Annotated in this window: 12 protein-coding genes; 10 read left to right on the top strand and 2 right to left on the bottom strand. The window is 48.9% G+C overall.

Features of this window, described 5'->3' with window-relative positions:
• Nucleotides 1-12 precede the first annotated feature (12 nt).
• The gene (locus F3H97_RS09165) at nucleotides 13-702 is read right to left on the bottom strand and encodes a response regulator transcription factor (protein WP_196431166.1); all 690 of its coding nucleotides are present in this window, start codon (nucleotides 700-702) and stop codon (nucleotides 13-15) included.
• A gap of 106 nt (nucleotides 703-808) precedes the next feature.
• Between F3H97_RS09165 and F3H97_RS09160 the strand changes: the two genes are divergently transcribed.
• The 3 genes from F3H97_RS09160 to F3H97_RS09150 are packed head-to-tail and all read left to right on the top strand — an operon-like array spanning nucleotide 809 to nucleotide 3746.
• Nucleotides 809-1570, top strand: a complete 762-nt coding sequence (locus tag F3H97_RS09160) for an ABC transporter ATP-binding protein (protein WP_159562873.1) — start codon at nucleotides 809-811, stop codon at nucleotides 1568-1570.
• On the top strand, nucleotides 1557-3389 hold the full coding sequence (locus F3H97_RS09155; protein WP_196431165.1) for an ABC transporter permease: 1833 nt from the start codon (nucleotides 1557-1559) through the stop codon (nucleotides 3387-3389). Before F3H97_RS09160 ends, F3H97_RS09155 begins: the two co-directional genes overlap by 14 nt.
• Before the next feature lie 12 nt (nucleotides 3390-3401).
• Nucleotides 3402-3746, top strand: a complete 345-nt coding sequence (locus tag F3H97_RS09150; RefSeq protein ID WP_196431164.1) for a YxeA family protein — start codon at nucleotides 3402-3404, stop codon at nucleotides 3744-3746.
• Nucleotides 3747-3815: 69 nt separating this feature from the next.
• On the opposite strand, the gene F3H97_RS09145 is transcribed toward F3H97_RS09150, so the two are convergent.
• Nucleotides 3816-4241 carry a MerR family transcriptional regulator gene (locus F3H97_RS09145; RefSeq protein ID WP_074035947.1) on the bottom strand — a complete coding sequence of 142 codons (426 nt, stop codon included), beginning with the start codon at nucleotides 4239-4241 and terminating at the stop codon, nucleotides 3816-3818.
• Nucleotides 4242-4562: 321 nt separating this feature from the next.
• Here F3H97_RS09145 and F3H97_RS09140 point away from each other — a divergent pair, with 321 nt between their 5' ends.
• The 7 genes from F3H97_RS09140 (at nucleotide 4563) to F3H97_RS09110 (ending at nucleotide 12180) form a co-directional block, all read left to right on the top strand.
• The gene (locus tag F3H97_RS09140) at nucleotides 4563-4772 is read left to right on the top strand and encodes a hypothetical protein (protein ID WP_012727210.1); all 210 of its coding nucleotides are present in this window, start codon (nucleotides 4563-4565) and stop codon (nucleotides 4770-4772) included.
• A 68-nt stretch (nucleotides 4773-4840) separates the two neighbouring features.
• Nucleotides 4841-4981: a YvrJ family protein gene (locus F3H97_RS09135; RefSeq protein ID WP_074035951.1), complete on the top strand. Its 141-nt coding sequence runs from the start codon at nucleotides 4841-4843 to the stop codon at nucleotides 4979-4981.
• Between the two features lie 26 nt (nucleotides 4982-5007).
• Nucleotides 5008-5220 (top strand): hypothetical protein, encoded by a 213-nt coding sequence (locus F3H97_RS09130; protein WP_196431163.1) that lies wholly within the window; start codon nucleotides 5008-5010, stop codon nucleotides 5218-5220.
• 27 nt (nucleotides 5221-5247) lie between these two features.
• Entirely contained in the window at nucleotides 5248-5460 is a 213-nt protein-coding gene (locus tag F3H97_RS09125; protein ID WP_074035953.1) for a DUF2922 family protein, read from the top strand.
• 124 nt (nucleotides 5461-5584) lie between these two features.
• Nucleotides 5585-8314, top strand: coding sequence for a carboxypeptidase-like regulatory domain-containing protein (locus tag F3H97_RS09120; protein WP_196431162.1), 2730 nt, complete (start codon nucleotides 5585-5587; stop codon nucleotides 8312-8314).
• A gap of 124 nt (nucleotides 8315-8438) precedes the next feature.
• The gene (locus tag F3H97_RS09115; protein ID WP_196431161.1) at nucleotides 8439-10283 is read left to right on the top strand and encodes a methyl-accepting chemotaxis protein; all 1845 of its coding nucleotides are present in this window, start codon (nucleotides 8439-8441) and stop codon (nucleotides 10281-10283) included.
• A gap of 199 nt (nucleotides 10284-10482) precedes the next feature.
• Nucleotides 10483-12180 carry a methyl-accepting chemotaxis protein gene (locus F3H97_RS09110; RefSeq protein ID WP_196431160.1) on the top strand — a complete coding sequence of 566 codons (1698 nt, stop codon included), beginning with the start codon at nucleotides 10483-10485 and terminating at the stop codon, nucleotides 12178-12180.
• Nucleotides 12181-12221: the final 41 nt, after the last annotated feature.

The following is a 12221-nucleotide window of genomic DNA, read 5'->3' as shown; positions in this document are numbered from 1 at the left end:
CATGATCGCTCCTTACACCGTCAACCGATAGCCAAGTCCCTTGACCGTCTTGATATATGTCGGATTAGATGGATTCGGTTCGACTTTTTCACGGAGACGTCGGATGTGGACCATGACCGTGTTGTCGGATCCGAAGAATGATTCACCCCACACTTGCGTGAAGAGCGTCTCTTTGCTGAGAATCCGGTTCGGGTTGCGTAAAAAGCAGGCGAGAAGACCGACTTCTTTAGCCGTCAACTCCAATCGTTCCCCGTTCACATACACTTCGGTCTCGTCTTCATTCATTTGAAAGGGGCCGACGGTCGTCGTCTCGGGCATTGGTGCTTCCATCATTGAAACCCGTCGGAGCTGAGCCTTTACACGGAATGCCACTTCTTTTGGACTGAACGGCTTCGTGATGTAGTCATCTCCACCGATGGCGAGGCCGAGCAGTTTATCGACCTCTTCCGATTTGGCAGAGAGAAAGAGGATCGGGATGTTGGACTGCGCTCGCATCTGTTGGCAGAGCTGATAGCCTTCTCCGTCAGGTAACATGACGTCTAAGATCGCCAAGTGAGGGCGGAACGTCTCGAAGACATCAAATCCGTCTTTCAATGTGTGAGCGGTCCGAATCTCATGAAATCCTTCTTTTTCAAGCGCGCGTTGAATCAATATACATAAATCTTGTTCATCATCCACGATGAGAATCCGTGGCTGTTCCATCGTCATCACCTCTTTCTAAGCATATCACGTAAGGATTTTGTAAGGTACGCGTGAGTTGGAGTTAAGACAGAGGGCGTAATGTAAGGGACAGAAAGAGGTGCTGAACATGGAAACATTATTACAAGTAAAAGCGATTCAAAAGACATACGGGAAAGGGGACGCGACGTTTCGAGCGCTCGATGACGTCTCCTTCACCATTGAACATGGGGAGTTCGTTGGAATCATGGGGCCGTCCGGGGCCGGGAAATCGACGTTGCTCAACGTCCTCGCGACAATCGATACACCGACGTCGGGTGAGATTTTAGTCGAAGGCGATGACATTGCGGCGATGAATGAGGAGGCTCTTGCCGATTTCCGACGTGACCATCTTGGATTCATCTTTCAGGACTATAACTTGCTCGATTCATTGACGGTCCGGGAAAACATGTTGCTCCCGCTCGCCGTCTCGAAGACGCCGGTTCATGAGACACGCGCAAAGGTCGAGCGGTTAGCGAAACGATTCGGACTCGAAGGGATCCTCGAGCAGTACCCGTACCAAATCTCAGGCGGACAGAAACAACGGACGGCTGTTTGTCGGGCGCTCATCTCGGACCCGAAACTCATCTTTGCCGATGAACCGACCGGTGCGCTCGACTCGAAGTCGGCGACCGATCTCTTAGATACCCTCGCTCGGTTGAATGAAGCGGAGACGACCATCATGATGGTGACGCATGACGCCTTCGCCGCAAGTTTTTGCCGCCGAGTCCTCTATATTCAAGACGGACAGTTGAAGAAAGAGCTCATTCGCGGCAACGCCTCACGAGACGCATTCTATCAATCAATCCTTGAGGAGCTCGCGAAAGGCGGTGCGGTCGATGACGCTATTTGAGCTCGCTAAGAAAAACGTCGTACGGAATCTGTCGCGATACGCACTCTATGTCGGGACGACCATCTTTTCCATCGTCATCTACTTCACGTTCGCGACACTCAAGCACAGTCATGAAATCAGTGCGCTTGCAGAAACATCACAAAAGATTAGCGGGTTGATGAGCACGTCGACGTTCATCCTCATGTTGTTCGTCGCTTTGTTTATCGCCTACTCGAACGCCTTCTTTTTGAGAGGACGTAAGCGAGAGGTCGGGCTCTACTCATTACTCGGGGTCCGAAAGAAACAGATTGGACTCTTGCTCTTGTTTGAGAATATCGTCATTGGAGCGGTGTCCCTGGTCGTCGGAATCGTGCTCGGCCTGTTCGGGTCGAATGCGCTTTTGCAACTGTTGATGCGATTGATGGACAGTGACTTGAACATCGGATTCGCTTTCTCTGCGTCGGCATTCATCGAGACGTTCCTTGTCTTTCTTGCTATTTTTCTTTTCACATCATTCCAAGGGTACCGGGTCATCTATCGCTTCAAGTTGATTGACTTGTTCCATGCGGATAAGAGTGGGGAAGGAGTTCCAACGGCGAAAGGATGGGTCGCCCTTACAGGTGTGCTCACGATTGGAGCAGCGTACTGGCTCGCGCTCCAGGATCTGATGACGTCATCGCTATGGCGAATGCTCGGACTCGCGATGCCGCTTCTCATTATCGGATTGAGCGTCATCGGGTCTGCGCTTCTTTTTCACAGTGTCTTGATTTTCGCATTGACATGGTTGAAAGGGAACGAACGCTGGTCGTGGAAACGACTCAATTTGTTGACGACATCACAGCTCCTCTATCGCATTCGCGGAAACGCGAAGACGCTCACATTGATCAGCATCATCAGCGCGACAGCAATCACGGCAGGAGGTGCCATCTTTAGCGTCTACTACTACGCGGAAGAGAATGTCGCCTCTTATACACCATACACGTATGCCTGGAAAGGGGATGCGGTCGAGGTGAACGGAGCGACGTTCGAATCAAGTGTCGAACAAAAGACGATTCGGACGGAAGCGCAATACGGAGAGCGTGAGCTCGGGGTCATCGATGAATCGACATACCGCCATCTTCTGCAAGGTCTCGGCGTGGCAGAGCCGGCACCGTTCAAACAGGATGAGGTCGTATGGGTCGACCCGTTCTATGACAAACGTTACTCGGAAAATCTCGAATCGGTCGAACTGTCAGGACAGACGGTTGACGTGTCGACGCGTCTTGAAGAATCACCGCTCAACGTGATGACGTTCGGCGGGTCGTTCCTCGTCGTCGCCGACGACATCTTCAAAACGATGACGGAGCCGAGCGAGACGTATCACGTTGCCCTCACGGAGTCGTTCAAAGATCAGCACGAACAGTCTGAGCGTTTAGCGGGACTCGGGCTCGAATCGTTCTCGAGTGCACCGGACGTGTACGCCGAGACGATGGCAATGAACGGGGCGCTCCTCTTTGTCGGGACATTCCTTGGGCTCGTCTTCCTCGTTGCAACAGGTAGCGTCATTTACTTCAAGACGATGACGGAGGCAGAGGACGACCGGGCGAAGTATGCGATATTACAGAAAATCGGGATATCCGATCGGGACGTGCGCCGGACAGTGCGCCAACAGATCATCGTCGTATTTCTCGCCCCGTTCGCGCTCGGGATTCTTCATGCGACCGTGGCGCTCATCGCGTTTTCAAACTTGTTGAGCATGAATTTCACGATACCGGTTCTCGTGTGGATGGGCGTCTATACGGCCATTTATGCGGTCTATTATGGCATCACAGTTCGCCGCTTCATGACGGCGATTCGATAAGGAGAGAAAAATATGAAAAAATGGATTGGAATTGCAATTGTTTCGATTGTATTGGTCGTTGGATTAACGCAGGTGGATTGGAATCGAATTGGGAAGGATAACCTTTTCGTTGAGATCGGAGGGGCAACGGATGTAGAAGAGACAACGCTCGAGAACGGCGACGTGATGAAGCGTTACATTTATACACAATCCGCGTTCACGGAGGAAGGTGATCAGAAAGAAGTCACCTTTACCGCCGGGAAAGAACTTCGGGAGGGGGCGTTCTTACGTCTTTATGTCAAAGATGAAGATACCGTGACTTCGTACGACGAAGTGAAACGGGAAGAACTTCCTCGTCCAGTCATTGAGAAGTTGTAACAAAAAAATCATTCGTCACGAACATCATGACGAATGATTTTTTTTGCCTACTCAGACGAGAGGAGTTTCCTAGGCATGAAGTTCAAGTTTGAGTATGTACGTTAGTTCATGATGCGCCAATTCAGAGAAGTTTGTTTTCTTCACATGTGTTCGTGGACGCAATCCGCATTCCAGTGCGATGTCGACAATGGTACGAATCTGATTTTCCGTATAGAATCGCTTCCGGCCGAACGTAAATGGGGTCGGTGGCAAGACGCCATCTGTTTCCCATTTGATCAATTGCTGTTGGCTGCGTGGGATGCCGGCCACACTAAAGGCGCGACTCAATTCTTTGAGCGGATAGACCATTAGATGCTGCTCTTTATACGAAATTAGTTTTCCCTGTTCCGGTCGGTACGTATCCCATTCGGTCGCTGAAAACGTCAGGTCGGCTTGGTCGAAGTCGTGTTGAGCGGAAGGAATTGAGGCAAAGCTTGCGAGGTCTAGGCTGTTCATCGTGTATGTCTCCTTCTTCAAGACTGACTAGTAAAATTCAAAAAATGCCCTCCTACGTATCGTACCCCATTTACAAGAATTTAACTTACAGTTTTTTCAAATGTGGGGAATAAATCATGGTACTTTTGACGTATTTTTGAATGCTGTCTGCCGAAGATTAAGATACCCTACTTAATATGAAAACTCAAGAAAAGTAGATAGAAATTAAAAAATGAATAAATATTCAGATAGTTTAGGACTTATGTCATATACCTAGTACGAAAAATAGAATGAGCACTTTGACCTTGTAAGCGGTTAATAAGGACGAAGGAGGTGAGACAAATGGCAGCATATCGAGAAACGGCGACGATGCTTTATTTGGACACCCGACGACAACTCGACGGCAAAGAGAAAAAGCAACTCGTCCGCTATGGACCGCTTGGAAGTCGGATGGATGAGGCGCGGATGAAACAGTTTGGTGACTTGATCAAGGCACTGATTGATGTGGAATCCGCCAACTACGTCGTGGCCCAAGAATTTCTAGTGTATTAACAGGGAGGACTTATGAAAAACCTCACTCGTCCCGCTGCCAATCCTCGGCACGATGAGCAGGTGGTCACATGAGTTGGCCCGAACTCATCTCAAATCTGGGGTTCCCTATCGTTGTCTCGCTCTATTTGCTTCATCGGATTGAGACGAAGCTCGATCGTATGATCCAGCTGCTCGAACGAATGGACACCTCGACCGCATCAGAAACCTAATCCCCTATTGAAAGGAGCCATCCCCCATGGCTGTCTTAACAGAGAAGAAAGCAACGTTTGTGTTGACGACTCATCATGACGTACAAACAGCGAAACCGACGAAAAAAGCACAACGGTTCGGCCCGATTCGTGCCGACCTGACGGCAGATACGATTGATGTGTTCGGTCGTCTCTTGATTGATCTCGTCATTCAAGAGGGAGCAGACCTCGGCGTCGTCCGTGAATACGATTTAGTCTAACCCACATCTTAAGGAGGAGAATAACCCATGACTGACACAAAACTTGAAATCTCATTTTTAGATGCATTCCACAAGGTCGTACGCTTCCGCTTGAACAACGTGAAACAACCGGTTGAAGCCCAAAAAGTAGAAGCGCTTGCTGACTTCATGGTCGCCAACGATCCGCTCGCGAAGAACGTGATGGAGTGGACCGAAATCAAGATGATTGAAGGTACGCAGACCGTATTGAGTGAGAAGTAAGGTCAAGAAGCATCGCCATGGCGATGCTTCTTTTTATTTACATAATTATCTTTCAAAAATCATAATTAACAATTATATTAAAAGAAGCAAAAAATAAATAAAATAAGGAAGGGTTTGTAAAAGGTTGAAACGATATCTATATGCCATCATGCTGATGATGATGTTGCTTATGTTGCCAAAGCAGGAGGCGTTGGCTGCTTCTGTCATCGAAACCGGGACGAAACTTGAACAATCAATTAAAGTCATCCCGCAGTCACCATTTTATCTAGACTATCTGAACGGGAAGACGCGCCTGCATGACCCGAATAGTCAGTCCACCGTTATCATTGACTATCCCGGGGACTTAACGACGCATTCATCTGGTGACGAGGGGAGCTACGGAGGTGTTCGCTCGTGGATTGCGAGTTTAGACAGACAGGAATGGATTGCCGTTCCGCAATATGATCAACCTCTCATCCGTATCCAACGAGACGGAACGACATCTAGAATCGATTCCTTAGAATCACCACATCGGGCGTACCTCGTATCGTATGATGCCAGTCGAGACGTGATGCTCTGGCGTGATTCGTACAAAGGCGAGTGGGCGTTGACGGATATGAAAGGAACGGTCAAAAGGACTTACCCGCTCATTTCGGGACAAAGTCTGATATTAGGGACGAATCTTGATGAATTGATTGCATTCAACACGTCCGACAAGTCGATCACACACCTCTCACTTGAAACGGGAGAGGAACTAGGAAAGACGACGTATCCGAATGAATCGTTGTCCATCGATTTTGAGTCGAAGACCGATCGACTCTTTATGAAAGGCTCCAATCATTTATACGTTTACGATTTCGCGACCCGAACGATGCAAACGCTCAATTTGAACGGGCAGGTCCACTACGATCTCACATCACTGATTTATCACGATGGGCTTTATTATGGTGTGACGTTTGATGATTCGATGGTAACGATTGATTTGGCGGAAGGTCGCATCACGGAGACGAGCTTGCGCACGCGCAATACGAATAGCCAGTTCGAATTGATAGAGAATGGATATTTCGTACAAGACAAGCAGTGGTTCATGCCAATCGAACGTTTCGGGCAAAAACCGAAAGAAATGTACACGTGGTTGAAAGCTACTGGCAACTCGGAGGAGGGGCATACGTGGCTGAATCATGCATATCAACTCATGGCGACCATCACAACCGTTGATGGGACCGAACATAAGGTGACTGTTGCTGAATTGCCGGCGGATGTGACACGAGTCGAGTCGGCACAATCGTTCGCGGAAGGCTATACGATTCCATCATTTGATCAATCGTTCTCCGCTAAGGTCAGCTTTGCCATGCTGGACCATTGGAAGTCGTTCAAACCGGTCAAACAACTTCCGCTTCAAGTGGACACCTCGTTCGAATACGGAGCAGTCGGGGAGATTAGCGGAATGACGGCACCGAATGCGACCGTATATCTTTCGTGTGAAAAAGCATCGTTTGCTACGTGTTCGAGTCCCGTTCAAGCAGACGAGACTGGTCGCTTCAAGCTCTCGAATGGAATCATCGAAGGAAATCAAACAATCGAGTTATATGTTTCTGATGCATGGGATTACCGTCAAGCAACAGAAGCGTCTGTCAAAAAGAGATTTATGCTTGGACAGCCGGTAATCAACAATCCAACAAAAGTTCTGACAGAAACGCGAATGGAAGGGGTCTCTATCCAGACAGAACCTCACGCAAAAGTGGAAGTAAGACAATTAAATTCGAAAACAGCATTTGAAGTGAGAGAAGTTCAGGCGGATGAACACGGTGTGGCGCAATTGACGACATACAGTTCTGACCAACCCTTGTCATACCGGATCTTTTTCCGTGTCCTTGGACAAGAACGTCCTTACGAGATGGTCTACGTCACGAAAGACTATCCGATGCCGTCTTTCACGTGGACAAAACCACCAAAAACAGGTGACACGACGATTACCGTATTTAACGACAAGTTAGACCCGGTTCTCGCTGTTTCTCGTAACGGTAGATCCGAATCGGCGAAACGCCTGACGAAAGGTCTCAACGTCATCAACTTGAAAGAACCGCTACGCGAAGGCCAGACAATTAAACTTGTTGCGAGTTTTCGTCCAGAACTTACCCAAACGCTAGAGAAAAAAGTGACGAGTGACACACCAAAAGTATTGACGGTGAAAGATGTTCTCCTCACGTCTTCATCCGCGACGTTCACGTTGGCACACGATCCAAATACGGATATCAATTTCATCTCAAACGGAGTCGTACTCTATACTCGCGTTGTCGGGACGAATCGATATCATATTTCGGCAAAACCGGGAACAACAGTCATCATCGAATCTTCATACGGATCGAAACGAAAGACGCTAACGTATAGGCTACCAAGTGCGACAATCCCATCGGTGACGTTGACGGACGAACAGACGAAACGGGTCGGGAAGACACTACCTAACGCGACCGTGACGTTAAAGAATGGCTCGAAAATCATCGCGACAACAAAATCGAATGCAAATGGGTCCTACACGCTTACGTTTAGCCGTCCTCGTGCTGGAACGAAACTCTATTTCGAGGCCAAGTCGGGAATTCATCGTGATGCGAAATCAGTTGTGGTCAAATCAGGAATCCGTCCGACAATCAACACAGGGACCATCCGTTCGACGACAAAATCGGTAGCGGTGCGTACGAACGTCCCGTATGGCACGCTGTACGTCTACAACGGCAGTAAGTTGGTCGCCAAAAAGTCCATCGGCTCGACGACGACCAACGTCTATATCGGAACGCAGCGACGTGGGTCGAAACTGACATTCAAAGTCGTGACGCCTGCGAATCGAACGAATCAAACAACGAAATCTGTGTATTGAATAATCAGAAGGTGACTCTTGCAGTTTGAGTCACCTTTTTTAAGTTTGGTCAATCCTCTTCATTATTTTCTGAAAATTGTCGATAGTATAGGAAACACTGTATGATTGAGAGGGGAATACATAGATGGCATGGAAATCAACATGGTCTAAGGCACTAAGCCGGATCAAACGAAAACCGACATGGACGTGGAAACCGACACTCAAATGGAAACGCGGAGAGAAGCGTGAACGCACGACATCTTTCGGAGCGAACGTTGGAAAGAATTTGACGATACGTCAAAAATTATGGGGGCTCGTCATCATATCGCTCGTCATGGTCTTTGGCGTTGGTGGTTACGCACTGTTTTCAATGAGTGACGCGAACCGTCAAGCGGACGATATCGTCAATAACTGGAACAAAGGGCTCGATTATGCTCATGAACTCAACACACTCGCCGCAAACTATCGAACACTCGAACTCGATCACATCGTGACAGAGGATGCGACCAAAAAAGAAGAGCTCATGACACAGATGAAAGAGATTCGTGAAGAAATCAATACGATTGCACCAAAGTATGAAAAAACGGCTTCAGGTGCGGAAGACAAAGAACTATTCCAGAATTTCTCGCGTCAATGGGAGATGTATCAACGCGTCTCGGACAACATGTTGACGTTCAGCTCGACCGGTAACACAGGGATGGCGCGCTCATACTATGATGCACAGTCTAAATCTACATATGACAACTTCACACAAAAACTAGCGGACCTTGTCGACTACAACTCGGAAGGTTCACAACGTGTCGGACACAACATGGAAAGTGAATTCATGCAGTCCCTCATGGCGTTGATTGCCGTGACGATTGGGGCTGTGGCGATTCTCTTGTTCCTCGGGCTCAGCCTGTTGCGTTCGATTATCCGACCGATGCGCACACTTCAGACACGCTTTGATGAACTCGCGACTCAAGGTGGCGATTTGACGATGACGATTCCGGTCACGTCGAATGATGAGATTGCACAAGTCAGTCGTTCATTCAACACGTTCCTCGCGACACTACGTGAGATCATGATTGATGTCGATGAGACAGCGAAAGTCGTTCTCTCGTCTTCAAAAGACGTATCTGCTGAAGTGACGCGACTCAGTCACTATATGGAAGAGACGTCTGGAACGGTCGAAGAATTGACGGCCGGTATGGAAGAAACGGCAGCCTCTTCGCAAGAAATGAGTGCCTCGACGACAGAAATGGGAAGTTCGATCGATTCAATCGTCGACTTATCCAATGAGAGTGCCGAAACGGCAAATCGTGTCGAAGCTCGAGCGCACGAGATGCGGGAGCAAGCCGTTGTTTCGAAAACAGAAGCAGTGTCGATTATCGAGAAGAAACAGGTCGAGCTCGCAGAAGCCATCAAAGGAGCACAGTCGGTTGAAGAGATTCGTGTCTTGACGACAGCTATTCTTGCGATTGCTGACCAGACAAACTTACTCGCTTTGAACGCTTCGATTGAAGCGGCACGTGCTGGTGAGGCAGGTCGCGGCTTTGCGGTCGTTGCATCAGAAATCCGCAAATTGGCGGAAAACTCACGTCAGACGGTCAACGAGATTCGTGACGTGTCAAACACGGTCATCGATTCGGTCGAACGACTCAATACGAGTTCGGAAGATATGTTGACGTTCCTCAATACGAAAGTCATGGCCGACTACGACCGTCTCGAAGAGTCGGCAACGCAATATGAACAGGATGCGACAGTGTTCGGAGAGACAGCGAAGACGTTCGAAGGTAACGCGCTTCAACTTCGCCATATGACGGACAACATTCTTGGTGTTATTCAAGAAGTGGCGACGACCGTGACAGAAGGTGCGGACGGAACGCAGTCGATTTCAGAAAAAGTTCAACTCTCAGTCGAGCGTTTCAACGACGTTCAGGCGAAGATGGGCGAAACAGAAAAACGGGCGACCGAACTCTCGAATCGCGTGGCGCAATTCAAGCTATAAGCAAGACTCAGAACCAGGCAGATGTCTGGTTCTTTTTTTGTGCCTAGTACAAAAAATAAAAAGATAGGTCAATACATAAATGAATTTCAAATTGTTGGTACAAATTAGGCTGTTGCGTCCGATAAAGAAAAGGCAATACATAAAAATAGAGAGAAAAAGAGGTGGAAGAGGAGATTACTCCTCGTAGTACGTGAAAAAGATGTTGAACGAATGGACGTTATCAAGAAAAATCATGACGAGTATCGGTTTGATTCTAATTTTGACAATCGTTGGAATGGGATACAATCTGTGGACGCTCGATCGGATGACGAGTCAATATGAACACATGATTTCAAACGATGTCATGAAGATGAAAGCGGCAGACGACTTGGCGCTCGGGATGGTCCGTCAAGCGTATGGTGTCCGCGGGTATGTGCTCCTACAGGATAATGAGCGCAAACAACAAATCAGCCGGGGCGGAGAAGAGAAGAAAGCCGCCATCGAATCGTTGATTGAACTCGCGGACAATGAGACCGAACGAAAGGAATATGAATCGTTACTCGGATACGCGACAGGATATGATGAGTTGGCGACACAAGCCATCGCGGCAATTGACTCAAAAGATCAAGAAGCAATCGATCGATTAGTATTCCGTCTCATGCCGGACGTGACCAAATCCATCTCATCGACAGGTGAGACGTTACAAGCCGAAACAGAAGAGCAGTTAATTGCGATGCAAGCCGAATTGCAGGAGGCAGGTGAGCGTGCCTTTTGGTACTCAGTCGTGATTGCAGTTGTCAGTCTGATACTGATGTTTGGTGCCGGATATGCCATTAGTCATATGGTCACGACCCCGTTGCGATTCTTAGCGAAAGAAGTAGAAGTAGTCGCGGAAGGTGATTTGACCCGCGATGACCTTCAGGCGCTCACGCAAGATGAAATCGGACAATTGATGACCGGATTCAACCGCATGAAGGGAAATTTGCGTGAACTCATTGACCGCGTCACCCAAAACGCACAGGAAATCACAGCACAATCGGAAGAACTGTATGCGAGTACGGAAGAGATGGCGTCACAGACGGAGGAAACGACACGTCTCATCGACCGAGTCGTGGAAGAAACGGTCGCGCAGGCGAAAGAAGCGACTGGAACATCTCAAGCGGTGGCTGCTGCCGATGAAGGCATCGGTCGCATCGCTGGCTCGATCGGCTCGATTGACGATGACGTGTCACAGAGTTTGAAGCTCGCCGAAGAAGGTGGTGCGACGATGGCTCAGGCGAAAGACGAAGTGCTCGCACTGGAGCGGGAGACACGTCTGACGGGAGAATCGATTTCGGCACTGAAGCAACAGTCTGACGAGATCGCCCTTATCACCGAGGTCATCCAATCGATTACCGACCAGACAAACTTGTTGGCATTGAACGCGGCCATCGAAGCGGCACGTGCCGGTGAGCAAGGAAAAGGATTCGCCGTTGTTGCAGAAGAAGTGCGTAAACTTGCCGAGCAGTCGAAGCAGTCGGCGACACAGATCGCCGGATTGATCGAGTCGATTCAGACACAGTCGAACGCCGTTCTCGACCAACACGTCGTCAGTGCGAAACGCGTCGAGACGAACACGTTGTTGCTCGAACGAGCGACACGTGCGTTCGAACAGATTGTCAGTCAGCTCGAGACATCAGTCGATAATACGTCACATATCCGCATCGCCTCGCATGAGATTGCGGAGACGACGAAACAAGTCGCGACGTCCTCTCTTCAAATGTCACAAGACAGTGAAGGGATGGCCGACACGATGCGTACGGTCGGTGAGACGGCTGACGCCCAACTCGCGATGATTCAAGAATTGAACGGTGTCGCCGAATCACTCGGCAATATGACGAGTGACCTGCAGACACTGATTGGTCGATTCACGACATAAGTTGAAAGCCCTGTCTCCTTGGAGTCAGGGCTTTTCGTTCA

This window comes from Exiguobacterium sp. SRB7LM (assembly GCF_015712685.1).
Classification (GTDB): domain Bacteria; phylum Bacillota; class Bacilli; order Exiguobacteriales; family Exiguobacteriaceae; genus Exiguobacterium; species Exiguobacterium profundum.
This window is presented reverse-complemented; position numbering and strand designations above follow the sequence as displayed.